General features: G+C 70.1%; 23 protein-coding genes. 11 read left to right on the forward strand and 12 right to left on the reverse strand.

From position 1 onward, the window contains the following. From H4F99_RS04455 to H4F99_RS04500, 10 genes are all read right to left on the reverse strand, one after another. Entirely contained in the window at positions 1–831 is an 831-nt protein-coding gene (locus tag H4F99_RS04455; protein ID WP_182668529.1) for a DUF4124 domain-containing protein, read from the reverse strand. Positions 832–833: 2 nt separating this feature from the next. Further along, complete coding sequence (locus H4F99_RS04460) at positions 834–1526, reverse strand: DUF4124 domain-containing protein (protein WP_182668530.1); 693 nt, start codon at positions 1524–1526, stop codon at positions 834–836. 46 nt (positions 1527–1572) lie between these two features. After that, a complete protein-coding gene (tsaC, locus tag H4F99_RS04465; protein WP_182668531.1) occupies positions 1573–2136 on the reverse strand; it encodes an L-threonylcarbamoyladenylate synthase type 1 TsaC in 564 nt (187 codons plus the stop codon). 49 nt (positions 2137–2185) lie between these two features. Then, positions 2186–3355, reverse strand: a complete 1170-nt coding sequence (locus tag H4F99_RS04470) for a lytic polysaccharide monooxygenase auxiliary activity family 9 protein (RefSeq protein WP_182668532.1) — start codon at positions 3353–3355, stop codon at positions 2186–2188. Positions 3356–3555: 200 nt separating this feature from the next. Further along, on the reverse strand, positions 3556–6045 hold the full coding sequence (locus H4F99_RS04475) for a DNA topoisomerase I (protein WP_182668533.1): 2490 nt from the start codon (positions 6043–6045) through the stop codon (positions 3556–3558). A 152-nt stretch (positions 6046–6197) separates the two neighbouring features. Continuing rightward, on the reverse strand, positions 6198–7130 hold the full coding sequence (locus H4F99_RS04480; RefSeq protein WP_182668534.1) for an RDD family protein: 933 nt from the start codon (positions 7128–7130) through the stop codon (positions 6198–6200). Between the two features lie 2 nt (positions 7131–7132). Further along, positions 7133–7879, reverse strand: a complete 747-nt coding sequence (locus H4F99_RS04485; RefSeq protein ID WP_182668535.1) for a pilin — start codon at positions 7877–7879, stop codon at positions 7133–7135. Positions 7880–8017: 138 nt separating this feature from the next. Beyond that, positions 8018–8506, reverse strand: coding sequence for a DUF494 family protein (locus tag H4F99_RS04490; RefSeq protein ID WP_182668536.1), 489 nt, complete (start codon positions 8504–8506; stop codon positions 8018–8020). An 89-nt stretch (positions 8507–8595) separates the two neighbouring features. Continuing rightward, positions 8596–9771: a DNA-processing protein DprA gene (gene dprA, locus H4F99_RS04495; RefSeq protein ID WP_182668537.1), complete on the reverse strand. Its 1176-nt coding sequence runs from the start codon at positions 9769–9771 to the stop codon at positions 8596–8598. 97 nt (positions 9772–9868) lie between these two features. Further along, complete coding sequence (locus tag H4F99_RS04500) at positions 9869–11017, reverse strand: LysM peptidoglycan-binding domain-containing protein (RefSeq protein ID WP_182668538.1); 1149 nt, start codon at positions 11015–11017, stop codon at positions 9869–9871. Positions 11018–11193: 176 nt separating this feature from the next. Between H4F99_RS04500 and def the strand changes: the two genes are divergently transcribed. Continuing rightward, positions 11194–11709, forward strand: a complete 516-nt coding sequence (gene def, locus H4F99_RS04505) for a peptide deformylase (protein ID WP_182668539.1) — start codon at positions 11194–11196, stop codon at positions 11707–11709. A gap of 143 nt (positions 11710–11852) precedes the next feature. After that, on the forward strand, positions 11853–12773 hold the full coding sequence (fmt, locus tag H4F99_RS04510) for a methionyl-tRNA formyltransferase (RefSeq protein WP_182668540.1): 921 nt from the start codon (positions 11853–11855) through the stop codon (positions 12771–12773). 3 nt (positions 12774–12776) lie between these two features. Here fmt and H4F99_RS04515 read toward each other — a convergent pair whose 3' ends face one another. Continuing rightward, the gene (locus H4F99_RS04515) at positions 12777–13757 is read right to left on the reverse strand and encodes an NAD(P)-dependent oxidoreductase (RefSeq protein ID WP_182668541.1); all 981 of its coding nucleotides are present in this window, start codon (positions 13755–13757) and stop codon (positions 12777–12779) included. A 90-nt stretch (positions 13758–13847) separates the two neighbouring features. Here H4F99_RS04515 and H4F99_RS04520 point away from each other — a divergent pair, with 90 nt between their 5' ends. From H4F99_RS04520 to cobA, 7 genes are all read left to right on the forward strand, one after another. Continuing rightward, positions 13848–14423 (forward strand): ANTAR domain-containing response regulator, encoded by a 576-nt coding sequence (locus H4F99_RS04520; protein ID WP_182668542.1) that lies wholly within the window; start codon positions 13848–13850, stop codon positions 14421–14423. A gap of 7 nt (positions 14424–14430) precedes the next feature. Further along, a complete protein-coding gene (locus tag H4F99_RS04525; RefSeq protein ID WP_182668543.1) occupies positions 14431–15495 on the forward strand; it encodes a CmpA/NrtA family ABC transporter substrate-binding protein in 1065 nt (354 codons plus the stop codon). A 443-nt stretch (positions 15496–15938) separates the two neighbouring features. Beyond that, on the forward strand, positions 15939–17108 hold the full coding sequence (locus tag H4F99_RS04530; protein ID WP_220481051.1) for a nitrate/nitrite transporter: 1170 nt from the start codon (positions 15939–15941) through the stop codon (positions 17106–17108). 16 nt (positions 17109–17124) lie between these two features. Continuing rightward, complete coding sequence (nirB, locus tag H4F99_RS04535; RefSeq protein ID WP_182668545.1) at positions 17125–19578, forward strand: nitrite reductase large subunit NirB; 2454 nt, start codon at positions 17125–17127, stop codon at positions 19576–19578. Positions 19579–19581: 3 nt separating this feature from the next. Beyond that, positions 19582–19914 carry a nitrite reductase small subunit NirD gene (nirD, locus tag H4F99_RS04540; protein WP_182668546.1) on the forward strand — a complete coding sequence of 111 codons (333 nt, stop codon included), beginning with the start codon at positions 19582–19584 and terminating at the stop codon, positions 19912–19914. After that, entirely contained in the window at positions 19914–22742 is a 2829-nt protein-coding gene (locus H4F99_RS04545; protein ID WP_182668547.1) for a nitrate reductase, read from the forward strand. Before nirD ends, H4F99_RS04545 begins: the two co-directional genes overlap by 1 nt. Before the next feature lie 2 nt (positions 22743–22744). Then, positions 22745–23563, forward strand: a complete 819-nt coding sequence (gene cobA, locus H4F99_RS04550) for a uroporphyrinogen-III C-methyltransferase (RefSeq protein WP_220481052.1) — start codon at positions 22745–22747, stop codon at positions 23561–23563. A 3-nt stretch (positions 23564–23566) separates the two neighbouring features. Here the strand turns inward: cobA and H4F99_RS04555 are convergent, their stop codons facing one another. Continuing rightward, positions 23567–24331 carry a pteridine reductase gene (locus tag H4F99_RS04555; RefSeq protein WP_182668549.1) on the reverse strand — a complete coding sequence of 255 codons (765 nt, stop codon included), beginning with the start codon at positions 24329–24331 and terminating at the stop codon, positions 23567–23569. Positions 24332–24416: 85 nt separating this feature from the next. On the opposite strand from H4F99_RS04555, the gene H4F99_RS04560 reads away from it, so the two are divergent. Next, positions 24417–25598, forward strand: coding sequence for a class I SAM-dependent methyltransferase (locus tag H4F99_RS04560; protein WP_182668550.1), 1182 nt, complete (start codon positions 24417–24419; stop codon positions 25596–25598). 10 nt (positions 25599–25608) lie between these two features. Then, the gene (locus H4F99_RS04565) at positions 25609–26040 is read left to right on the forward strand and encodes a VanZ family protein (RefSeq protein ID WP_182668551.1); all 432 of its coding nucleotides are present in this window, start codon (positions 25609–25611) and stop codon (positions 26038–26040) included. Positions 26041–26161: the final 121 nt, after the last annotated feature.

Genomic DNA, 26161 nt, shown 5'->3' on the forward strand with positions numbered 1-26161 from the left:
TCAGCGACGCGCGCAGGTGCTCTGGGCCAGCATCGCCTCGATACGCTCGATCGTCGCGCGGGTGCCCGCCGGGTCATCGGTACGCGCGAACACCAGTTGCGCCTGCTGGTCGCGGAGGCGGTACCGCCAGGCGTCGCACAACCTGTCTTCGGCCACCGGCTGGCACACGTCATCGCGCATTTCGCAGGCACGTCCCGCACCGATTCCCGCTACGCCACCCAACCCCGTCACTTCCAGCGGCGCACAGCGCGGAGGCGGCTCGGCGAGTTCGCCGTAGTAGGTGTCGTTGTCCCAGGTCCGGCAGGCATACAGGGTGGGGGGCGGAACCCGTGGCGTGCCGCCCTCATCGACGGGGTTGCGCGCCTGGTCCTCCGGCCGGTCGGTCACCGGGTCGCGCTCCGCCTGCGGCGTGCCGGAGTCCAGCAACTGGAAGTCATCACGTCCGGTGGCGCCGGGCCCGATGCCGTCCGACGACACCTCCAACGGCTTCTCCCGGATGATCGGCTGGCCGGGCTCAGGGATCAGCGGTTCGGCCGGGGTTACCGGGACGACCGCAGGTGGCATGTCCGGCGGGGTGGCGGCGGGCGCTGGGGTCGACTGCAGTTGCCATTCGGGTTCCGGCAAGTCGCGGGCCGTGGCGGGCGCGGGCGGAGCGCTGGGCAGGTCTTCCACCACCTGGGTGCGCTCCTGCGTACCTTTCGGGCAAGGGGCGCTCTGGATGGTCAGGTTGCCGTCGCCATCGGTGCAGCGGTACAGCGTCGTCTGCGCGTCGGCGGTCGACACGTTCAGCGCGCCGCATGCCAGCGCCAGGAAGCACAGCCAGGCGCGCATCGTCAGTCTCCGCAGTCGTTGGCCAGGCGTGCGTCGATGCCGCGCTGTTCATTGACGATCGCGTGCTGCTCGCTCTGCAGCGCACTGTTGTAGCGACGGTCCAGGGCATAGCGGCGATCTCGCAGGCGGGCGCAGACTTCCTGTTGGGGAAGCGCACTGCAGGCGTCGCGGACCCACGTGCCGGCGGGGTACCCGACCACGCCCGCCGGTGGCCTCGGGCGGTGACCGCCACCGACCTGGACCGATCCGCTCACGCTGCCGCTCGTGGTATCGACGCGGGCCCGGTAGTGGCCACCCGGATACGCGGCGGCCGGGTAGCCCAACGTCCACAGCGGCACCCAGCGTGGATTGCCTTCCGGCGTTTCGCTGGTGTAGGTCTCCCCGTCCGGGGTGACGCACTCGTACAGCGGGCGGGGCGGTTGCCGGTAGACCACGCGGGGCGGGGCCGCTGCCGATGCAGGCGTCGCCGGTGCGGGCGCCGGTGCGGGCGGCGCTGCCGGCGCGGGTGGCGGGTCCCTCGGTCGGACCATGGTCTGCACCTGCGCCGCCTCGCCTGCCTTGCAGGGGGTATCGCGCAGGGTGAGGGCGCCGCCCGCGTCGGTGCAGCGGTAGATCGTGACCTCGTCGTCCGCACGCGCGTCCGGCGGCATCGCGAGCAGGCCGGTCAGCAGGAGGGGGAGCGCAGCGTGCCTCATGCGACCATCTTGCCCCCGGCGACGGCGCGACGGAAGCCGCCGCCGTTCAGGCGCGCAGTACCCGACCGTCGCGTGCATCACGGATCGTCGAAGGCGCGCTGCCGCCACTCGTCTCGCCGGGTCCCAGTGCGTCGATTCGTGCGAGGAGGGCAGGAGCGAGGGCCTCACGGCAGTAGGCCGGGGGCTCACCGCCCGGGTTGGCGCTGGTGGACACCAGGGGCGCGCCGAACAGGGTGCACAGCGCCACCACCTCCGGATGCGCGCTGACGCGCACCGCCACGCTGTCGAATGCGCCGGTGATCCAGCCGGGGACGCGACCGGTCGCGGGGACGACCCAGGTATGGGGGCCGGGCCAACTGGCGAGGACCGCCTCGCGCCGCGCTTCGGGCAGGGCCGGCCAGTCCACCAGCCCGTCCAGCTGGGCGGGCGAGGCGGCGATGAGGATCAGGCCCTTCTCCACCGCGCGCTGCTTGATGTCGAGCAGCCGCAGCACCGCGGCCTGGTCGAAGGGGTCGCAGCCCAGGCCCCAGACGGCTTCGGTGGGGTAGGCGATGACGCCGCCGCCGCGTAGGGCGGCGACGGCGGCGTCGAGGTCGGGTGTCGTGCTCATGCGCGCAGTCTGTCAGCTGCCGCCGGCCGGCGCGAGCACCCGGGGCGGATCAGTACTCGATCCAGGCATCCTGCCAGTTGCTGCCGACACCCGGGCCGTAGTGCGCCGCGCTGTTGACGTTGCACCAGCCGCCATGCGGGAACGGGCGGCACGCATACAGTTTCCCGTTGCTGGCTTTCACCACGGTTTCGCCCGGCACGTACTGGCCGATCCCGTCGGGGTAGACGAAATCGTAGTCGCCGGGCGGCGGCGGATCCTGCGGCAGGGTGATGTCGACCTGGTGGCGACGGCCCTCGCCGCGCAGGAAGACGCGATTGGCGCTGGGCGACGCCACCGGGGTGATGACGCCGTTCTGCATCACGCCGATACGGACGAGGCTGGCGCGGGCATTGACCGCGTCGCCCACGTGCTTCGGCCAGCCGGAGGTCGATCCCTGCTGTGTCGTCGAGATCGTCGTGTCGATACGCTCGGCGTCGCTGCCGTCGGCATTGAACACGCGTACCCCGACCGTGGTGCCGACCGGCAGCGCGGTCTCGGCGACCAGCGCCCCGGCATCCGTCCACTCCGCCGGCGGCGGTGGGTTGGTGACCCCGCCGAAGCTCACGTCCACGCAGGTATAGAAGGCTTCCGTGGAGTCCGAGCGCTGCCAGGTGTTGTAGACCACGTGGCGACCGGTGCGCTGCGGCAGCTGGCAGCCGAGGTGGTAGTTGCCGTCGGCCGAAAGCGGCACGTTGCCGATGCGGCAGAACTCCTGCAGGTCGGACCACCTCAGGGTGCTGTTGGGGTCCCAGCCCTCGCGGGTGACGTAGAAGACCCAGTCGCGCGTGGCATGCGGCGCGGTGCCCTTGAAGTGGAACTCGTAGGGGCCAGGCTGCACCGGGGTGGCCTGCCAGTCGTCACGGACGATATCGAGGCCGCGGAAGGTGGGGTTGTTGCCGCTGCACAGCTTGCCGTCGGGCACGACGGCCTGGTGGTTCCCGTTCGCGTTGGCCTGGTTGATGCTCATCCAGTCGTAGAACAGGTGGGGCCCCGCGACTTCCCAGGCCGCCCGGCAAGCCGGGTCGGAGGGGTTCTCCTTGTTGCCCTGGGCGCAGGTGTAGATGCGGCTGGACGGCTTGACCATGGTGCCGTGCGCGTGGGCCTCGCCCCACGGCAGGCTGCTGCCCGCCAACAGGCAGGCCGCCACGGCGGCGAGCCGCAGCGTTGGATACGTCTTCATGACTCAGATCCTCTATTGGATGTCCTGTCCGGATCCCCCCGTGGCCCGAGGATAGACAACGATGTCATCCAGAATCTGTGACATGCGGACCGGAAGGCCGCCCTCGATGCGACCTTTCATCGGAATCGCTTGACGACGCCCTCCTGGCCCGTGTCCGCTTTGACCTGCATTGGCCGGGTGGTCAAAACCCGGCCATGGCATCAGTCGCCCGGGGTCTTCGCGCGTTTGGCAACCGTCTTCCTGGCGGGCGCCTTCTTCACCGCTTTCCCGCTTGCCTTCTTCGCCGCCTTCTTCGCCACCTTTTTCGTGGCCGCCTTCTTGGTCGCCTTCTTTGCGACCTTCTTCACGGCCTTCTTGGCCGGCGCCGCCTTCTTCGCCGCCTTCTTGGCAAAACGGCCACGCGCCGGCTTGCCGGTTTCCTCGAGCAGCTTCAGCGCCTCATCGAGCGTGAGCGAGGCAGGCTCACGGTCCTTCGGGATCTTGCCGTTGAGCTTGCCGTCGCTGATGTAGGGACCGAAGCGCCCGTTGAGCACTTGGATGTCGTGGCCGTCCCATTCCCTGATGATGCGGTTGCGGGCGATCTCCTCCTTCTCCTCGACCAGCGCGACGGCACGCGCGAAATCGATGGTGAAGGGGTCGTCTTCCTTCGTGAGGGAGGCATAGGTGCTCCCGCGCTTGGCGAACGGGCCGAAGCGGCCGATGCCGACGCTGACCGCCTCGCCGTTGGACTCGCCCAGCATGCGCGGCATCTTGAACAGCTCCAGCGCCTCCTCCATGGTGATCGAGTAGATGCTCTGCCCCGGCCGCAGCGACGCGAACTTCGGCTTCTCCTCGTCCTCGACCGTGCCCATCTGCACCAGCGGGCCGTACTTGCCGATGCGCGCGCTGACCTGGCGGCCACTGACGGGATCGTCGCCCAGCACGCGCACGCTGCCCGCATCGATCTTGTCGAGGTTGGCTTTCTTCTCCTCGACCAGTTCCTTGAACGGGTCCCAGAACTTCTCCATCAGCGGCACCCATTCCTCTTCGCCGCGACTGATGGCGTCCAGTTCGTCTTCCATCCGCGCAGTGAAGTCGTAGTCGACGTACTGGGTGAAATGCGTCGACAGGAACTTGCTGACCGCGCGGCCGACGTCGGTCGGACGGAAGCGGCGGCTTTCGAGTTCCACGTACTTGCGGAACAGCAGGGTGGCGATGATCGACGCGTAGGTCGAAGGGCGGCCGATGCCGAACTCCTCCAGCGCCTTCACCAGCGAGGCTTCCGAATAGCGCGGCGGCGGCTCGGTGAAGTGCTGGTCGGCATGCACGCGTTCGAGCGACACGCGGTCGCCCGGTTTCATCGCCGGGAGCTTGCGGCCCTCGTCGTCGTCGTCCTTGCCCTTCGCGTCCTTGCCCTCCTCGTACACGGCGAGGAAGCCCGGATCGACCACGGTCGTGCCGGAGACGCGGAAGGCATGCTCGCTGCCGGCCGCCATGTCGACCGACACGGTGTTCAGGCGGGCCGGGATCATCTGGCAGGCCACGGTGCGCTTCCAGACCAGTTCGTACAGGCGGCGCTGGTCGTCGTCCAGGAACCGGGCGACCTGCGCCGGGGTGCGCAGGGCAGAGGTGGGCCGGATGGCCTCGTGGGCCTCCTGCGCGTTCTTCGACTTGGTCTGGTAGGCATTGGGCTTGTCCGGCAGTGCGCCGGTGCCGAAGTCGCGCGCGATCACGTCGCGCAGCTCCGCCAGCGCGTCGGCCGACAGGTTCACCGAGTCGGTACGCATGTAAGTGATCAGGCCGACCGTGCCCTCCTCGCCGATCGCCACGCCCTCGTACAGCTTCTGCGCGACCTGCATGGTGCGCTTCGTCGTGAAGCCGAGCTTGCGCGAGGCCTCCTGCTGCAGCGTCGAGGTGGTGAACGGCGGCGCCGGCCGGCGCTTGCGTTCCTTGGAGTTGACGTCGGTGACCTGCAGCACGCCGCCGGCATCCTTGACGATGCGCTGGCGCGCCGCCTCGGCGTCCTCGCCGTTGGTCAGGGTGAACTGCTCGAATTTCTGTCCGTCCAGCTTGACCAGGCGCGCGGTGAAGTCCTGCTTCGGGTGCTTGCACTCGGCTTCGACGGACCAGTACTCGCGTGCCCGGAACGCTTCGATCTCCTCCTCGCGCTCGACGATCATCCGCAGCGCGGGCGACTGCACGCGGCCCGCGGACAGCCCGGCCTGCACCTTGCGCCACAGCACCGGCGACAGGTTGAAGCCGACCAGGTAGTCGAGCGCGCGGCGCGCCTGCTGGGCATCGACCAGCGGCTCGGAGATGTCGCGCGGATGGTTCATCGCCTCCTTGATCGCGCGCGGGGTGATCTCGGTGAACACGACGCGCTGCAGCGGCTTGTCCTCGATCAGCCCGCGCTCGGCCAGGATCTCCGCGATGTGCCAGCTGATCGCCTCGCCTTCGCGATCCGGGTCGGTGGCCAGGAACAGCGCTTCGGCCTTGCGGGCCGCCTTGGCGATCGCGTCGACATGCTTTTCGTTCTTCTCGATCACGTCGTAGCGCATCGAGAAGCCGTTCTCGGGATCCACCGCGCCCTCCTTGGGCACGAGGTCGCGGACATGGCCGTAGGACGCCAGGACGGTGAAGTCCTTGCCGAGGTACTTGTTGATCGTCTTCGCCTTGGCGGGCGATTCCACGATGAGGAGGTTCTTGGCCATGCGGGGCTCCACGGGGCGGCGTCGTGCCCCGCATCTGTATACAGCAAAGAAGGCGACGCCCGCGGCAAGGGCGCGGGCGTCCGGGGGGATTCCTTATATATAGTGGAATCACGGCGGCCGGCCAGCTGTCAAGCCGGACCGGCCCCGCGGGTTCAGTTACCGCCCATCACGGCCATCGCGCCGATCAGCATCATCAGGCCGACATAGCCGAGCACCAGCAGTCCGCCGATCACCAGGATGACCGTGGCGACGGTGCCCAGTCGCGGATCCTGGCGCTCGGGATGGGCGGTGAAGGCCCACTGGTCCACGACGAGCGTGCTGCACATCATGTCGTGCAGGGCGCGCTTGCGCTCGGTGAAGCCCGCCATGATGTAGCCGATGCACAGCAGCAGCGAGCTGACGATGGCGGCGAAGAACCGGCCAATGCCCCGGGCAAAGGAAATGCGCTGGCCGGCGTCGTCGGTCACCTTGATGCCGATCGCCATCTTGCCCAGCGTCGCCTGCTTGGCCGATGCGTGGAAGGCGGCGTAGTAGATCGCCTGGAGCACCAGCGGGATGGCAATCATCCCGACCAGCATGCCGACCATGCCTCCCGCCATGATGGCGCCCGCGTCGCCGGTGGCCATCGCGCCGGCGCCCACGCCGAAGAACATCGCCATCACCACCATCTGGACCACCCAGGTCACCATGCCGATCACGAAGTAGTCGATCATGTAGGCGGCTGCGCGCTTCCAGAAGCCGGCGTAGACCACCGCGCCGCCGGCCACGTGGCCGCTGAGGTCGGCCAACTGTGCGCTGGGCGGTGCATAGGGCGAATCCAGGCCGGCGGAGGGCGTGGCCGCACCACGCGCCGGCACCGTTTCGTACGGATTGACGCCGTCGGCAAGCGTGCGCGCGGTTGCGTCGGGAGAGGCGGGCAGGACCTCGCCCATCACCGTCCGCCACGGCTGCCACTGGTCCATGCCTTCCCGCCAGACCAGCGTGTCCGGCTGGAGCCGCGCCTCCGCATGCAGGGCGGCCATGTCCGACGCAGGCACCGGCCCCTGGCGGTTCCGGGCGTCGTCGCTGTAGTACCACTGCGTCATCGTCATTCCTTGTGCTTCGAGAAGTTGTCGTCGGGCGGGACGGCGAGGTGGCCGCCGCGACACTGCGCCGGCCGGTACTTGTCCGGCAGGCTGCCCCCGGCGCATTCCCATTCGTTGCGTGCCTCGGGCAGCAGGCGGAGCTGCAGCGTCTCGCCTGCCAGGTCGCCGTCTTCCCCATCGGCGGGCGCGCCGAACACGAGTTCGATCACGCAGGTGTCCTTGCGCGTACCGTCGAGCTCGATCCCGGCCACCTGGGCACCGCGGTAGGGCTCGAGATCACCGAAGCCCGGGGTGGCGGCGTCGGGACAGGCGCCCTGGTCCTGCCAGTGCTCCACCACCATCACCTTCAGCGGCGTGACGGTGCTGAGCGCCTCCGCGACATGCGCCCGATGCACGTAGTCCTGGTACGCCGGCAGCGCCACCGCGGCGATGATGGCGAGGATCGGCACCAGGAACAGCGCGGCGCAGGCCGCGACGATCGCGGTGATCGCACAGCCCGACAGCTTCTTCGGCGGCGGGGCCGCGGGCGACGTCGGAAGCGCGGTGCCAGGCAGCGGGGGTGGGACCGTCCGGGCGGGCAGGCCCAGTTCAATGGCGAACTCCGCCAGCGGACGCCAGCCCGGCATCCCGTCCCGCCACGCGAGGGTGCTGCCATCCACCTCGCCGCGGGCCCATGCCTCGCGCAGGGCGTCGACGTCGAGCGGGCCGCTGCGTCCCCGCGACGGATCGTGTGTGTACCACTGGATCATGCGTCTCCCCTGTCCTTGCGGTGCCGACGCACGTTCCCCAGACGACGGCCGTTTTTGAAGGCGGACCCTCGGCCCGCCGGACCCCTATTTAACGATCTGGCTCACGCGACGCAAGCGCCGGGACCGGCCGCCGCGGGGTCAATGCACCGGTTCGGGCTCGTCGGCGAAGATCTGCGTTTCCATCCAGGCGTAAGCCGCCTCGGCACCCGGCTGGTTGAACAACACCATCAGGACCACCCACTTGAGGTCGTCCAGGTCGAGGTCGTCCTGCTCCAGTGCCATCGCGCGGTCAATCACCAGCTCGCGCTGCCCGGCATCGAGCACGCCATGCTGTTCGAGGAACAGCAGGAAGCCGCGGCACTCGGCATCCAGCCGGTCCAGTTCCGGCGCGGCGTAGACGCGGGTGGGCAGGCTGGCGCGGGCGACCGGGGTGTCGGGGCGCTGGCGGGCGAGGGCGTCCAGCCACTCGAAGGCCTTGTTGATTTCCGCGGGGCTGAAGCCCGCCTGGCCAAGTTCCTCGATCAGCGGACCGCCGGTGAGGGAGGCCGTGTCGCGGACAAGATCCGTCTCCTGGGTGAAGTAATGCTCGAACAGGTACAGCAGGACGTCCAGGATGCTCTCTTTCATTTCCCTCGGCCTGCGCCGCGTGCGGCGCCGTGGGTCAGGAGGACCCGCCCGGCGGTGGCCTGCCTGGCGGGGGTTCCGACCGTGTCCGTTCAGTGGCGGCGGGAGTAGCGGCCATGCCGAGACGTCACGTGTCCATCTAGCTCCATGTGCAGCAGCATGGAGGACACTTGGGCAGCCGTCAATCCGCTGCGCTCGACCAGTTGATCCATATCACTGGGGTCATGGCCGAGGGCTTGCCACAAGTTGTTGTGGTCCGGGCTGTCGCGCGGTAGCGCGAGATCCACGCTTGGCGGGGCCGTGCCCGGGCTGGGCGCTGGCCGGAGGGCGTGGGTCCGGCCCTCCGATGTGGGGCCGGCCAGGCGGGCTTGCAAGTCCCCGGCCAGGCGTTCGGCGAGTGGGGCGAGCGTTTCGATGATGTCCCCGGCGTCACGGACCAGGGTGGCGCCCTCGCGGATCAGCCGGTGGCAGCCGCGCGCCATGGGGTTGCCCAGGGCGCCGGGCAGCGCGAAGACCTCGCGACCCGCCTCGGCGGCGAGCCGTGCAGTGATCAGCGCGCCGGAGCGCTCGGCTGCCTCCACCACGAGGGTGCCCAGCGACAGCCCGGCCAGCAGGCGGTTGCGCCGGGGAAAATGGCTTCGATGGGGCGCGGTACCGGGCAGGTGCTCGCTGACCAGCACCCCCCGGTCCGGGGTGGCGGCAAGGATGCGGGCGTGCAGGGCGGCGTTGCGTCGCGGGTAGGCGATGTCCGGACCGGTGCCGACCACGGCGGCGGTCAGGCCGCCGGCATCGAGGCATGCCGCGTGTGCGGCCGCGTCCACCCCGGCCGCGAGTCCGCTTGCCACGGCCCAGCCGCGCAGGGCCAGGGCGCGGGCGAAGGCGGCGGCGTGGTCGAGACCCCCCGGAGTCGCCTGGCGGCTTCCCACGATCGCAATGGAGGGGTGCCACAGCCGGGTGGGCTCGCCGGCCACGAACAGGGCCAGCGGCGGTTGCGTGAGCTGGCGCAGCAGCGGCGGATAGTCCGGGTCGTGCCAGCCGAGCAGGCGGTGGCCCGGCCGGTCGAGCCAGGCCCGCGTGGCGGGGTCGGCTGGCGTGTCGGCCCTCAAGGCCATGATGGCCTCGGTGGGCAGGCCGCATGCGCGCCAGGTGGCCGCGCCCGCCAGCAGGGCGGCAGACGGGCTGCCGGCCTCCTCGAGCATCCGGAGTCGCGCGGCCAGCGGGCCGCGGCATGCGATCAGGCGCAGCAGCGCCCGGGTGTCCTCATCCATGCGGGGTCGCTCCTGTAGAGCGGCCAGCGTGGCACGCGAACGAAAACGGCGCCCTCGGGCGCCGTCTCGCAAACGTGTAGGAAAAATCCGAGCCGGCTCAGGACTCCGCGTCCGGGTGCTTGAGCTCCTGGCCGACCTGCACCGGGCGGATGCCGTCCATGACCAGGCCGTAGCTGACCCGGTCGAAGGTGCGGAACACCATGATGTGCCCGGCGAACTCGTCCGGCAGCCGCACTTCGGAGCCGCGTCCGACGGTGTCCTCGCTGCGGTCGGCGCCGACCATCACGCGGTCCGGCGTCAGGCTGCCGACGCGCCAGCTGGAGAACACGGTGCCGTTGTCGACGCCGTCCAGGCGGCCGACCGAAAGGGCCACCACGTCGCGCGGGCCGCCGCTGATGACGCTGTCGGCCACCGCGAGCACCTTGGCCTGGCCGTAGGCCATCTGCTGCGCCGGCGGATGCGGGATGAACTGCAGGTCGTAGGGCTGCGGCTCCACCGGGATCAGGCGGTCGCCAACGCGCACTTCGCGGCCGGGCTCGTCGATCAGCAGGGTGCTGACGTCGGACTGGCCGCTCGGGCCCCGCGTGATCGTGCCGACGGTATGCTGCATCAGCTCGAAGCCGAGGAAGTCGCCGCCACCCGGGGGCAGGGCATGGTTCCACATCGTCTCCACGCCGGCGATGCCACGGCCGCGGAAGTCGAGGTCGCGCGGACGGCGGTTGCCGATTTCGCAGCAGCGCTCCGGGTCCAGCGTGGTGTATTCGGCGGTCGGGCGGACGATCGCGTAGCGGGTGCCGGCCGGGGCCGACTCCACGCCCTTGACGTAAGCCACCTGGCCGTCGGCGCCGCGCAGCCGGTCCTCTTCCAGGCCCACCACGTAGGGCAGCTCCTCGAAGCTGTCGACGACACGCAGGTTCTTGAGGAAGGGCTCGATCTCGGCCAGCGGAATGGCATTGATCGGGGCCTCCTCTCGTGGGCCCGGGTCGACCGCGACGCGGTTGAGGTAGGCCAGCGAGATGACGTCGCCGGGATAGATCAGGTGCGGGTTCGCGATCTGCGGATTGGCCTGCCAGATTTCAGGCCACAGCCAGGGCTTCTGCAGGAACCTGCCGGCGATGTCCCACAGGGTATCGCCGCGCTTGACCACATAGGTGTCGGGATGATCGCCGCGCATCTCGGCCGCGAGGCCATACGTGGCAACGGTGAACAACGCCGCGGCAACTACCGCACGGATCGGTTTAAACATGGCATCCATCTACCTGATTCCCCTTGCAGCTTTCCCCTGAGCACGCCGTTGCGGCGGGGGCCCACGGCACTATAGCCCAGATGACGCAAGCCGTTGCAAGCCCGGGAGCCGCATTATCGGCGTTACAATACGGCTCCTGCTTGCGTCCTGTGACCGGCGCCCCCATTTCGACTGCCATGGCCCTGCTCCCCATTCTCGAATTTCCCGATGCGCGCCTGCGCACCGTCGCCGAGGCGGTGGAGGCGGGCGAGATCGGCACGCCCGGATTCCAGACGCTGATCGACGACATGTTCGAGACCATGTACGACGCGCCCGGCATCGGCCTGGCGGCCAGCCAGGTGGACGTGCACAAGCGGTTCATGGTGATCGACGTCAGCGAGGACCGCGAGCAGCCCTACGTCTTCATCAACCCCGAGATCTCCGCCCGCGACGGTGAGCAGGTGTACCAGGAAGGCTGCCTGTCGGTGCCCGGCATCTTCGCCGACGTGACCCGGGCCGACCGGATCACCGTCGAATACCTCGACCGCGAAGGCGTGAAGCAGGTGCTGGACGCCGATGGCCTGCTGGCGGTCTGCATCCAGCACGAGATGGACCACCTGCTCGGCAAGCTGTTCGTCGACTATCTCTCGCCCCTCAAGCGCGAAATGGTCCGCAAGAAGCTCGCCAAGCAGCGCCGGATGGCCGCGGCCTGAGCGGCCCCGCCGCGGAGGCATGGTGGCGGGCCCCCTGCCGCGACGCAGGGCGCATGACCGTCCCTGCACCTGGCCCGCCGTCGCTTGCCGTGCGGCCGCCGGTCCGAGGCCCCGCCTTTCCCGCCCCGTTCTGATCCCCGTCCATGCGCATCGTTTTTGCCGGAACCCCCGATTTCGCCGTGCCCTGCCTGCGTGCCGCCGCTACGCGCGCCGAGGTGGTGGCGGTCTATACCCAGCCCGATCGTCCCGCCGGCCGTGGGCGCGGGCTCGCCCCTTCCCCGGTCAAACAGGCCGCACTCGAACTGGGCTTCGAGGTCCGTCAGCCCGGGAACTTCCGCGCGCGCGAAACGAAACGGGCGCTGCGCGACCTGCAGCCCGACCTGATGGTGGTGGTGGCGTACGGCCTGATCCTGCCGCAGTCGGTGCTCGATATCCCCGCGCACGGCTGCTGGAACGTACACGCCTCGCTGTTGCCGCGCTGGCGCGGCGCGGCGCCGATCCAGCGGGCGATCCAGGCGGGTGACGCGGAGACGGGCGTGTGCCTGATGCAGATGGAAAAGGGCCTGGACAGCGGTCCGGTGCTGCTGTCGCAGGCCATCGGGATCGGCGCCGACGAGACCGGCGGGCACTTGCACGATCGCCTGTCCCAGCTGGGCGCGCAGGTGCTCGCCGATGGCCTGGGCCTGTTGCGGGCCGAGATCAAGCCGGTGCCCCGCGCCCAGCCGGAGGCGGGCGTCACCTACGCGCACAAGCTGGACAAGGCGGAGGCGAAGCTCGACTGGCACCGTCCGGCCGCCAGCCTCGCCGCGACCGTCCGCGCCTTCAACCCGTGGCCGATGGCCGAGTGCCAGCTGGCCGGCGAGCGGCTGCGCGTCCACGCCGCGGTGGCCCTCGACGAAGCGCATGGCGCCCCGCCTGGCACCCTGCTGCGTGCAGGCCGTGAGGGCCTGGATGTGGCCTGCGGCACCGGCGTGCTGCGCATCCGCACGTTGCAGCGTGACGGCGGCAAGGCCATCACCGCTGCGGATTTCCTCAACGCGCGGCAGGACCTGCGCGCCGGCTGAGGCTCAGTCGGCCACGATGCCGGCGACGACTTCGCAGGGCAGGCCGGCCGCGCGGACCGCGTCGGCCCATCCGCTGCGTTCACCCCGGCGGAAGGCGTCGCCCGGCGCGAGAACCACGACGCGTACCCCCCGCAGGGCGGCGTCGACGACCTTCGCCCGTGCCGCTCCGTCGTCGGCGGAGAGTATCTCGACGTGGGCGTCGCGGCGTGCGAGCGCGCGCAGGTCCGGCGGGACCGCTTCGTCGTAGAACAACCGGTCGACCCGATGCATCGCGCGCAGCGCGTGCAGGGTCAACAGCGACGGGTCGCCAGGGCCGACGCCGACCAGGGCCACGCTGCCGGTCGCCGCCGGTGCATCCGCAGCCAGGCCCGCCGCGAGTGCGGCCTCCGCTTCATCGAGGCGCCGTTCGCGCAACAGCGCGGGAATGCGCCCGTCCAGTACCGCCTCGAACCAGCGCCGCCGCTGGGCCAGGTCCGGCAGTGCATGGCGGATGGCGTCGCGATGGCGCGCGAACAGGTCGGCGAGTGGCCCCAGCGAGGCGTCGAGGGTAGCTTCCAGCTGCTCGCGCACGCGCCGGGCCAGCATCGGTGCGGCGCCGGCCGATGAGATGGCGACCAGCAGCGGGCTGCGGTCCACGATCGCCGGGACCTGGAAGGTCGACAGTGCGGCATCGTCGACGATGTTGGCGAGCCGGCGGCGGCGCCCGGCCTCGGCGGCCAGGTGGGCGTTGAAGTCAGCGTCGTCGGTCGCAGCGACGACCAGCCAGCAGCCGTCGATCCAGTCCGGATTGAAATCGCCCGGGAGGCGCACCAGCCGCCCGTGGGCCAGCCAGTCCTGCAGCGTCGGATGCAGCTCGAGCGCGAACAGCCGCACGCGGGCGCCCGCGCCGAGCAGGGCTTCGACCTTGCGCAGCGCCACGTCGCCACCGCCGACCACCAGCACTTCGCGGCCGTCCAGGTCGGCGAACAGGGGGAACAGGCGCATCGGCACTCCTTCGGGACGGGGCATCCGGCGGGACTCGCCAAACCGGAATGTTGCATGGCAACATGACTGTAACCCACCGGTGTCATCGGCATGCTACGGGTCCTTCTCGTCAACGATACCGAAAGGCAGATCGGCGATCTTCGCGCGGCGCTCCGCGCGTTGGGCCATGACGTGCTCGACGGCGTGGCGACTGCGGGTGCCCTGCTGAAGGCGGTGGAGACGCAGCGTCCGGACGTGGTGATCCTCGATGTCGAATCGCCGTCGCGCGACACCCTGGAGCAGCTGGCGGTCATGCACCGGCATGCGCCGCGGCCGGTGGTGATGTTCGCCAACGATCGCGACGAGGGGCTGATCGAGGCCGCCGTCGGTGCCGGCGTGACCGCCTATATCGTCGATGGCCTCAGCCCGCAGCGGCTGGCGCCGATCCTCCGCGTCGCGCAGGCGCGCTTCGACCAGCAGGCGCGGGTGCAGCGCGAACTCGACCAGGCCCGCCAGCAGCTGCTCGACCGAAAGGTCGTCGACCGCGCCAAGGGGCTGCTGATGGAGAAGCGCCGCATGAGCGAGGACGAGGCCTATACCGCGCTCCGCCAGCAGGCGATGCGCCAGGGGGTGCGGCTGGCCGACGTTGCCCGCCAGATCATCGGCATGGCCGACCTGCTCGGATGAGGACCGCATGACATCGAACCCTTCCGTCCTGCAGCTGGGTTTCATCCCGCTGGTCGACTGCGCACCGCTGGTGGTCGCGCGCGAACTCGGGCTGGACCGTCGCCACGGCCTGGCCTTCGAACTGCGCCGACAGGCCTCGTGGGCCGCGGTCCGCGACCGCCTGATTTCCGGCGAACTCGACGCCGCGCATGCGCTGGCGGGCATGGTGCATGGCCTGCAGGCGGGCATCGGCGGCCCGCAGGTCGACATGGCAGTGCTGCTGACGCTCAACCAGAACGGCCAGGCGATCACCCTGTCGACGCGGCTCGCGGACGCGCTCGCGCAGATGCGCACACTCGGCAAGGCACTGGCGACCCTGCCAAGACCGGCGGTGTTTGCGCAGACGTTTCCCACGGGTACGCATGCGATGTGGCTGTACTACTGGCTGGCGGCCCAGGGCGTCGACCCGATGCGTGACGTGCGCATCGTCACCCTGCCGCCGCCGCAGATGCCGTGGGCGATGGAGTCCGGCGAGATCGACGGCTATTGCGCCGGCGAACCCTGGTCGGCGCAGGCGGAGGCACGCGGGCTCGGACGGCGGGTGATCCGCAGTGGCGAGATCTGGCCCGGCCATCCGGAAAAGGTGCTCGCCTGCCGGCGCGACTTCATCGATGCCGATCCGGGTCGCGCCGTCGCCCTTACCGCCACCGTGCTGGAGGCCTGCCGCTGGCTCGATGACGCCGACAATCGCCGGGAGGCGGTCGAATGGCTGGCCCGCCCCGATGTGATCGACCAGCCTGCCGCGCAGGTCGCGGCCTGCCTGTTGCCGGACGAACCGGCCGTTGCGGAGCGCACCCGCCTGCGTTTCCACGGTGGCGGGGAGGTCAACATGCCCTGGCTGTCGGACGGCTACTGGTTCCGCCGGCAGTTCCGCCGCTGGGGTTTGCTGGACGGTGCGGAGGCCATGGATCGCGAGGCCGTCGCGGCCGTGCAGCAGGTCGCGATCTACCGGGACGCGGCCCGCGTGTCCGGTGTCGCGGTGTCGCCGCACGACATTCGTGGGAGCGTGCTTTTCGACGGCGGGCGCGCCTGACGGTTGCATTGGAAACTGGATTTGTGCAGCGCACAAAAGCGCGCTAGGGTCGATCCACGGCCGATGCATGGGATCCATGCGGTGTCCGCGGAGGCAGGCAACGGTGCCGCCGCCGCGAACGGGCCGGCAGGGGGAGAAGGTGACGATCGGGCGCCGCTGTGCGGCGTCGAGGCACGAGGGCATCCACGCGGGGGCGGGGGTGCCAGGGAGGCAGGGCGGATCGCGACTAGGCAATCGGCAGCAACCTGAAAACGAAGCTCCGGCAGCAGGGCCAACGCAGGCTTTCGCTGCCCAAGACAACGGCGTCTTTCCCGGCATCCACCGGGGGGCGCCGTTTTCTTTTCCGACTTTCCAACCCATGCCGTGTGCGCCAGCGCGCCGCGGCCGTTGCAGGAGGCGTGCGGATGAACCGGAGTTTCTGGCAGGCGGGCCATGCACCGACGTTGCTGTCGGCCTTCCTCTATTTCGACCTCAGCTTCATGGTCTGGTACCTGCTGGGGCCGCTGCAGGTACAGATCGCCGAGGCGCTGCAGCTCGACACCCAGCAGCGTGCCCTGATGGTCGCCGTACCGATCCTGTGCGGCGCCCTGTTGCGGTTGTTCCTCGGCCTGATGGCGGACCGCATCGGCGCGAAGCGCACCGGAGCGCTGGCGCAGGTCGTGGTGATCATCGCGCTGGCCGTCGCCTGGAAAGTCGGCGTCCACAGCCTCGGCCAGGTGCTGCTGCTGGGCGTGATGCTCGGCGTGGCCGGCGCGTCCTTCGCGGTCGCGCTGCCACTGGCCTCGCGCTGGTATCCGCCGGAGCACCAGGGCACGGCGCTGGGCATCGCCGGTGCCGGCAACTCGGGCACGGTGCTGGCGGCCCTGTTCGCGCCGGCGCTTGCGATCGCCTTCGGCTACCAGAACGTGTTCGGCCTGGCCTGCATTCCGTTGCTGGTGGTGCTGGCAATCTTCCTGGTCTTCGCGAAGGACGCGCCGGTCGCGGTGCCGCGCAAAGGCCTGCGCGACTACGCGACGGTGCTGGTCGGCAACCGCGATTCCTGGTGGTTCATGTTCTTCTACGCGATCACCTTCGGCGGCTTCGTCGGCTTCGCCGGTGCCTTGCCCGGCTACTTCCATGACCAGTTCGGCTTCGAGCCGAAGCTCGCCGGCTGGGCGACCGCCGCCTGCGTGCTGGCCGGTTCGCTGATGCGTCCACTGGGTGGCGTCATTGCCGACCGCATCGGTGGCACGCGCTCGCTGCAGATGGTCTATGTCGCGGTCACGGTGCTGGTCGCCACCGCGGCACTGGGCATCGGCGGTGCGGCGGCGACGGTGGCGCTGTTCGTGCTGACGCTGCTGTGCCTGGGTGCTGGCAACGGTGCGGTGTTCCAGCTGGTGCCGCAGCGCTTCGGCGCGGAGATCGGCCTGATGACGGGCCTGATCGGCATGGCCGGCGGCGTCGGTGGCTTCCTGCTTGCGGCCGGGCTGGGCGTGGTCAAGCAGCAGCTTGGTTCATACGCCCTGGGGCTGTGGCTGTTTGCCGTCGTCGCGATGACCGCGGCGCTGTGCCTGGTCGGCGTCAAGCAACGCTGGCGCCTGCACTGGGCCGCCACCGGCGCGGCACGCGTCTGACCCGGAGAGCACGACGATGAAGAAACCCCGGCTGGTGGTGGTGGGCAACGGCATGGCCGGCATCCGCACGCTCGAGGAGCTGCTGAAGCTGGTGCCGGACATGTACGACATCACGGTGTTCGGCGCCGAGCCCCACCCGAACTACAACCGCATCCTGCTGTCGCCGGTGCTGGCGGGCGAGCAGGCCTTCGAGGACATCGTCCTCAATCCGCTCGAGTGGTACGCGGATAACGGCATCCGCCTGCACCTGGGCAAGCAGGTCGTGCGCATCGACCGCGTGCACCGCAAGGTGGTGGCCGACGACGGAACCGAGGCGGAGTACGACCGCCTGTTGCTGGCGACCGGATCCATGCCCTTCATCCTGCCGATCCCGGGCAAGGACCTGCAGGGCGTCATCGGCTACCGCGACATCCACGACACGCAGGCAATGATCGAGGCGGCCAGGGTCAAGAAGCACGCCGTGGTGATCGGTGGCGGCCTGCTTGGGCTGGAAGCGGCGAATGGCCTGAAGCTGCGTGGCATGGACGTCACCGTCGTCCACCTCGCCGGCTGGCTGCTGGAGCGCCAGCTCGATCCGGTGGCGGCGCAGCTGCTGCAGAAGTCGCTGGCCGAACGTGGCCTGGGTTTCCGGCTGAACACGTCGACTACCGAGATTATCGGCAACGACGCCGGCGAAGCGGTCGGCGTGCGCTTCTCCGACGGCACCGAACTGCCGGCCGACCTGGTGGTGATGGCGGTCGGTATCCGCCCGAACGCCACGCTGGCGCAGGAAGCCGGCATCCACTGCGACCGCGGCGTGGTCGTCAACGACACCCTGCAGACCTACGACCCGCGCGTGTACGCGGTCGGCGAATGCGCCAACCACCGCGGGATCGCCTACGGTCTGGTCGCGCCGCTGTTCGAGCAGGCCAAGATCTGCGCCAACCACCTGGCGCAGTACGGCATCGGCATCTACAAGGGTTCGGTGTCCTCCACCAAGCTCAAGGTCACCGGGATCGACCTGTTCTCCGCCGGCAATTTCATGGGTGGCGAGGGCTGCGAGGACATCGTGCTGTCCGACCCGGCGGGCGGCGTCTACAAGCGCCTGGTGGTGCAGGGTGACCGGCTGGTCGGCGCCTGCCTCTACGGCGACACCGAGGACGGCGGCTGGTACCTCAAACTGCTGAAGGACGCCACGCCGATCGACGACCGCCGCGACCAGCTGATCTTCGGCGAGACCGCGCTGGGCGAGGCGGGCACGTCGGGCCAGAGCCGCGCGGCGACCATGGCCGACGGCGACGAGGTTTGTGGCTGCAACGGCGTCTGCAAGGGCACGATCGTGAAGGCCATCAGCGAGCAGGGCCTGTTCACCGTCGACGAGGTCAAGAAGCAGACCAAGGCAGCGAGCTCCTGCGGGTCCTGCACCGGCCTGGTCGAGCAGATCCTGATGAACTGCCTGGGTTCGAACTTCCAGGAGACGCCGAAGACGAAAGCGGTCTGCGGTTGCACGTCGCACACGCATGCGGAGGTGCGCCAGGCGATCCGCGAGCACCGCCTGCTCAGCCATGCGCAGGCCTATGCCTTCATGGAGTGGCGCACGCCCAATGGCTGCGCCACCTGCCGCCCGGCGATCAACTACTACCTGGTCTCCACCTGGCCGCACGAGGCAGTCGACGACCCGCAGTCGCGCCTGGTCAACGAACGCGTGCATGCCAACATCCAGAAGGACGGCACCTACTCGGTGGTGCCGCAGATGAAGGGTGGCGTCACCAATCCGTCGGAACTGCGACGCATCGCCGACGTCGCCGACAAGTTCGCGATCCCGATGGTCAAGGTCACGGGCGGCCAGCGCATCGACCTGCTCGGGGTGAAGAAGGAGGACCTGGTCGAGGTCTGGAAGGACCTCGGCATGAAATCCGGGCATGCCTACGGCAAGTCGATCCGCACGGTGAAGACCTGCGTCGGCAGCGAGTTCTGCCGCTTCGGGACGCAGAACAGCACGCAGATGGGCATCGACCTGGAGACGATGCTCGCCAACATGTGGAGCCCGCACAAGGTGAAGCTGGCGGTCTCGGGCTGCCCGCGCAACTGCGCCGAATCGGGCATCAAGGACGTGGGCATCATCGCGGTGGACTCGGGCTGGGAGATCCACGTCGGTGGCAACGGTGGCATCAAGACCGAGGTCGCGCGCTTCCTGTGCAAGGTGCGCAACGCCGACGAGGTCAAGGAATACACCGGCGCATTCCTGCAGCTCTATCGCGAGGAGGCCTATTACCTGGACCGCACCGTTCACTACATCGAGCGCGTGGGCCTGGACTATGTGAAACAGCGCGTGGTGGAGGACGCCACAAACCGGCGCGCGCTGTTCGAGCGCCTGCTGTACGCGCTGGAGGGCCTGCCGGATCCATGGGCGGAACGCATCGCGGGCAGCCGGCGGCGCGAATACGAGCCGTTGCGCATCGACGCCCGGCTCGTCGCGGTGGAGGGCTGAGCGATGGCACGACACACTGGCTGGATCCGCATCTGCGTGCTCGACGACATCCCGGCACTGGGCGCGCGCGTGCTGGCGCAGGACGGCGGCACCGACATCGCGCTCTTCCGCACCGCCGACGACCGGGTGTTCGCGGTCGCCGACCGCTGCCCGCACAAGGGCGGGCCGTTGTCACAGGGCCTGGTCGCCGGCGACACGGTCACCTGCCCGCTGCACAACTGGACCATCGGCCTGGAAAGCGGCGAGGCCTGCGCACCGGACGTGGGCTGCGTACGCCGCTATCCGGTACGGATGGAGGGCGACGAGGTCTGGCTGTCGATGGCGGCGCCGGCCTGATGGACGCACCGGTCGCCACGCGTTCCGGCACGGATGCCGCTCCCCATGCCCTGGGAGGGGGGAGCGGCATCCGCCGGACGCGCACGCGATCGACCTGCTGCTACTGCGGCGTCGGCTGCGGCGTGGTGATCGAGGCCGAGCATGGCCCCGCGGGCAGCCGGATCGTCGGCGTCGAGGGCGATCCGGACCATCCCGCCAACTTCGGCCGGTTGTGCAGCAAGGGACATCGCCTCGCGGAAACGGCGCGCAGCGACGCCGGTCGCGCGTTGCAGCCGGAGCTGCGCCACCAGCGGCACGAGGCGCGCCGCGCGGTCGACTGGGGCATCGCCCTCGATACGGTGGCGCACCGGTTGTCCACGATCATCGCGGAGCACGGCCGTGATTCCGTCGGCTTCTACCTGTCGGGCCAGCTGCTGACCGAGGACTATTACGTCTTCAACAAACTGGCGAAGGGTCTGGTCGGCACCGCCAACGTCGACACCAACTCGCGCCTGTGCATGTCGAGCGCGGTCAGTGCCTACAAGCTTGCCTTGGGCGCCGACGGACCGCCGACCTGCTACGAGGACCTTGAACTCGCGAAGACGGTGCTGTTCGCCGGCAGCAATGCGGCGCATGCGCATCCGGTATTGTTCCGCCGGCTGGAAGCCGCGCGGGAATGCGATCCCTCGGTGCGCTGGATCGTGGTCGACCCCCGGCGTACCGACACCGCGGCGATGGCCGACCTGCACTTGGCGGTGCAGCCGGGAACGGACGTCGCGCTGTTCAACGGCATGTTGCACCACCTGATCTGGGAGGACCGGATCGATCGCAGCTTCATCGCCACCCATACCGCGGGCTTCGACGCGCTCAAGGACGTGCTGCGCGACTATGCGCCGCGCACTGCCGCAGAGATCTGCGGCATCCCGGTCGCCGACCTGGTCGAGGCCGCCGAATGGTTCGGTCGCAGCCCGGCGTCGCTGTCGCTGTACTGCATGGGCCTCAACCAGTCGGTGCATGGCACCGACAAGAACCTGGCGCTGATCCATCTGCACCTGGCCACCGGACAGATCGGGCGCCCCGGCGCGGGGCCGTTCTCGCTCACCGGCCAGCCGAACGCGATGGGCGGCCGCGAGGTGGGTGGTCTGGCGACGATGCTCGCCGCGCATCGCGACATCACCAACGACGGCGATCGCGCCGAGCTGGAACGCCTGTGGGGCCTTCCGTCGGGACGGCTGCCGTCGAAACCCGGCCTGCCCGCGGTGGCGATGTTCGACGCGCTGCGCGACGGCAGGCTGAAGGCGGTCTGGATCGCCTGCACCAACCCCGTGCATTCCCTGCCCGACAATGCGCGCGTGCGAGATGCCCTGGCGCGCGCCGAATTCGTCGTCGTCCAGGATGCGTTCGTCGACACCGACACCGTGCCCTTCGCCGACGTGCTGCTGCCCGCGGCCAGCTGGGGCGAGAAGGACGGCACGGTCACCAACTCCGAGCGCCGCATCTCGCGCGTGCGGGCCGCCGTGCCTCCCCCCGGCCAGGCCCGTACCGACCTGTGGATTGCCTGCGAAGTGGCCAGGCGCATGGAAGCGCGGCTCGGGGTCGCCGGCCAGCCGGCGCTGTTCAACTTAGCCGGACCGGCGGCCGTGTACGACGAGCATGTGAAGCTGACGGTCGGACGCGACCTCGACATCGGCGGCCTGGACCACGCACGGCTCGATGCCGATGGACCGCAACAGTGGCCGTTTCCCGCGGGTGCGACGACGGGTGCGTCGCGGCGCTACGGTGATGGCCGCTTCGAGACGGCGGATGGGCGCGCGCGCTTCCACCCGACACCGTGGCGACCGCCTGCGGAACCGACCAATGCGCAATACCCGCTGCGCCTCCTGACCGGTCGGTTGCGCGACCAGTGGCATGGCATGAGCCGCACGGGCCGCCTGCCCGAACTGTTCGCGCACAGCCCGCGCCCGGCGCTGCGGATGTGCCCCGCGGATGCCGCGCGGCGCGGCCTGTCGGGCGGCATGCTGGTCCAGGTCGAAAGCCGCCGGGGGCGCCTGGTGCTCCCGCTCGAGCTGTCCGATGAGGTGTCGTCCGGGACGGTGTTCGCGGCCATGCACTGGAGTGGCCAGCACCTGTCCAGCGGCGGCATCAACGTGGTCTGCCAGCCGGCGGTGGATGCGCGTTCGCAGCAGCCGGAGCTGAAGCATGCGGCCGTGCGCGTCCAGCCGGCATCATTCGGCTGGCACCTGCTGGCGGCGCGACGCGGTGACCCGCTGGCCTTGCACCAGGCGATACAGCCGCTGTTGGCGCGCTGCGGGTACGCGGCGATCGCGCTGTATCCCGATGCGGGCGATCCGGCGCTTGCGTGGTGCGTGCTGAATGCGGCGCATCCCGAGGCGCAGGCCGAAGACTGGATGCGATGCCTGGTCGAAGCCTTCGCCCTGCAGCCCGGTGCCGACACCCTCGAATACCGTGACGCCCGCCGCGGCCTGCTCAAGCGCGTGGCCTGGCGCGTGGACAGCCCGTCCCTGATCGATGGCCTGCTATGGGCCGATTCGCAGCCAGACCCCGCCAGCGAGGCCCTGCTCGAACGAGCGCTCTCCGGCGAGCCCTGGGCCGGATCGCGGCTCGGCGTGCTGTCCGGCGCGCTGGCCGCGGTCGCGCGCGACCCGGTGGTGTGCAGCTGCCGCGGTGTCCGCCTGTCCGCGATCCGCACCGGTATCGCCCAGGGCGACGACCTCGCGGCACTCAAGCAGGGACTCGGCTGCGGGACCGAATGCGGTTCCTGCGTCCCCGAACTCACCCGACTGTGCGCGGCATCGCCGCGCGCCGCGCTCACCGAACGAGGTGCCTGATGATGCCGACCCACGATACCCCCACGCCTGGTCGCCGCGCCCCCGCTGAGGTCGTGCTGCTGTCGGCCGGTCCAGGGGCACTCGACCTGTTGACCCTGCGTGCGGTGCGCGAGCTGGAGGCCGCCGACGTGCTCCTGGTCGACGAGCTGGTCGACCCGGCGATCGCTGGCTTCGCGCCCGGCGCACGGCTGATCCGGGTCGGCAAGCGCGGCGGCTGCCGTTCCACCCCGCAGGCGTTCATCTGCCGGCTGATGCGGCGTTATGCGCTGCGTGGCCTGCGGGTGGCGCGCGTCAAGGGTGGTGACGCGCTGCTGTTCGGACGTGCCGGCGAGGAGATCGCCTTCCTGCGCGCCGCCGGTATCGAAGTGCGCATCGTCAACGGCGTCAGTGCGGGCTTCGCGGCAGCGGCCAGCCTGGGCGTCTCGCTGACCCATCGCGATCATTGCCATGGCATCACCTTCGTTACCGCGCACACGCATGACCACGGTGAACCGGACTGGGCGGCCTTGGCGGCGACCGGCACCACGCTGGCGATCTACATGGGCATGCGGCGCGCGGGTGCGCTGGGTGCGGCCCTGCGCCGGCACCTGCCGGCCGCCACGCCGGTCGCCATCGTGCAGTCGGCCAGCCGGCCAGACGAGCTGCGCTGGCTGACCACGCTTGCGGGGCTGGAGGATGTCGCCGACGTGCTCGACCCCGGCGCGCCCGGGGTGATCTTCGTGGGCGAGGCGGTGGGCGAGGCCAGCGGTCGATTGCCGCGCCCCGCCGTGGCTGCGCGCGCCGACGCGGACCTGCGCGGGGAGGCGCTGGCGTTCGCCTGAGGCTCAGCCGGCCAGCAGGCGCCCGCCGTCGAGGTGGATGACCTGCCCGGTGCTGTAGGTCGCGTCGACCAGCAGCCAGCGCACGGCCTCGGCAACCTCCTCGGGTGTCCCGGTGCGCTGCATGGGCGTGCGCTCGATCATCGCCGCCTGCTTGACCGTGCAGGCATCGCCCGCAACCGCGTCGCCGTCGCCGGGCTCGGGCCACAGGATCGCGCCGGGCGACACCGCGTTGACCCGCACGTCCGGACCAAGCTCCATCGCCAGCGAGCGCGTCATCGCCAGCAGCGCCGCCTTCGCCATGCAGTAGACAGTGTGGTCGTGCAGCGGTCGCTCGGCATAGATGTCGACGAGGTTGACGATGCCGCCCTTCGCCGCCACCAGGTGCGGCGCGGCGGCCTGCGAGAGGAAGAAGGGCGCAAATGCATTGCTCGCGAACAGCCGGTCCCACTGTGCGGGCGTGGTGGTGCCGATCGGTGTTGGCTCGAAGCTCGAAGCGTTGTTGACCAGTGCATCGAGGCGGCCGAAATGCCCCACCGTGCGCGCGACCAGTTCCGGCAGGCGGTCGAACGTGCTGAGATCCGCCTGCAGCGGCAGCACGCTGCCCGGGCGCTCGGCATTCAGCGCTGCGGCCAACGCTTCAGCCTCGGCCACGGAGCCGCGGTAGTGCAGCGCGATGTTGAAACCGGCGCCGTGCAGCCGGCGCGCGGTGGCCGCGCCGATGCGGCGGGCGGCGCCGGTGACGAGCGCGACGGGGCGGGTCGATGCCATGGCAGTGCTTCACTAGACCAGCCACGAGGGTAGCCGGCCCGCCGCCGCAAGGCCAAGCGCGCGCCGGCCTGCGATAATCCGCCCCATGAACGCCCTGCCGACCCCCGACGCCGACGCCCTCGCGCACAGCCACCGACTGGCCGCCCACCTGCGGGCGGAGATCGACGCGGCCGAGGGCCAGGCCATCCCGTTCTCGCGCTTCATGGAGCTGGCCCTGTATGCGCCTGGGCTGGGCTACTACAGCGCCGGCGCGACCAAGTTCGGCGAGGCCGGCGACTTCATCACCGCGCCCGAGCTGGGCCCCGTGTTCGCCGCCTGCGTGGCCGAGGCCGTCGCGCCCGTGCTCCAGCAACTCGGCGAGGAGGCGCGTTTCCTGGAGCTCGGTGGGGGCACCGGTGCGTTCGCCGAGGTCGTGCTCAAGCGGCTCACCGAGCTCGACGCGCTGCCCGAACGCTACGCCATCCTCGAGCCCAGCGCGCAGCTGCGCGAACGCCAGCGCGAGCGCCTGCAGGCGGCGCTGCCGCCGCTGCATTTCGAACTCGTCGAATGGCTGGATGCACCGTTCGGCGACGACTGGGACGGCGTGCTGTTTGCCAACGAAGTCATCGACGCCCTGCCGACGCCGCGCTTCGCGATCGTCGACGGCGAGGTCCATGAGGAACTGGTGGTGCGCGACGGCGGCGACTTCGCGCGCATCACCCGGCCGGCCGATGCCTTCCTCGGCAATGCGGTGCGCCAGCTTGAGCAGCGGCTTGGGCGGCGCTTCCCGGACGGCTACCGCTCCGAACTCTTGCCGCAGCTGCCGTACTGGATCCAGGCCGTCAGCGGCGGCATGCGCCGCGGCGCGATGCTGTTCGTCGACTATGGCCATCCGCGCGCGGAGTTCTACCAGGCCGAGCGCAGCGACGGCACCCTGCGTGCGTTCTACCGCCAGCAGATGCACCACGACGTGCTGCGCTGGCCGGGCTTGCAGGACATCACCGCATCGGTCGATTTCACCGCCCTGGCCGAGGCCGGCGTGGGTGCGGGCTTCGACTTCGCCGGTTACTGCACGCAGTCCAGCTTCCTGATGGGCAATGGCCTGGCCGGCGTGCTCGGACGCATCGAACGCATCGCCGACGAAACCGAGCGCCTGCGCCGCACCGAAGAGGTCAAGAAGCTGACCCTGCCCAGTGCGATGGGCGAGCGCTTCCAGGTGATGGGCTTCCAGAAGGACGTCGAGTTCGGCACGGCGTTCCTCGCGGGCGACCTGAGCTTCCGCCTGTGAGTCGCGGCCGGTGACGCGGGTCCTGCGTCCGCTGCGCTGGCCACGCGGCTGGCTCTGCGCCTGGCTGATGTTCGTCGCCGCGGTGGTGGTGGTGTCGTTGCTGCCGGCGCGCGACCTGCCGCCGATGCCCTTCGATGGCGTCGACAAGCTCGAACACCTGCTCGCCTACGCCGCGATGGCGACCGGCGCGATCATGCTGTTCGCCTCGCGCCGCACCCATGCCGCGGTGGCGCTCGCCCTGGTTGCACTGGGCATTGCCCTGGAGTTCGCGCAGGGCGCGATGACCGATTCGCGAATGGCCGATGGCGCGGATGCCGTGGCCAATGCGCTGGGGGTCGCCATCGGCTGGTATCTGGGCCGCACCCCGGTCGCACGCGGGCTGTTGGCGCTGGAAGCGCGGTTGTCCGGCCGTCCGGGCCGACAGGGGCCGCGCACGCCCTGAGATGGGTGCCCGAGCCGTGACCGCGATCACCCAGTGCGGGCGTGGGGGCTTGCAGTGGCGTTGAAAAGTGGTGAACCTACGGCCGCCTGACAGGGGGTCGGGCGTCACCATCACAACGAAA

The organism is Marilutibacter penaei (genome assembly GCF_014145395.1).
Classification (GTDB): domain Bacteria; phylum Pseudomonadota; class Gammaproteobacteria; order Xanthomonadales; family Xanthomonadaceae; genus Marilutibacter; species Marilutibacter penaei.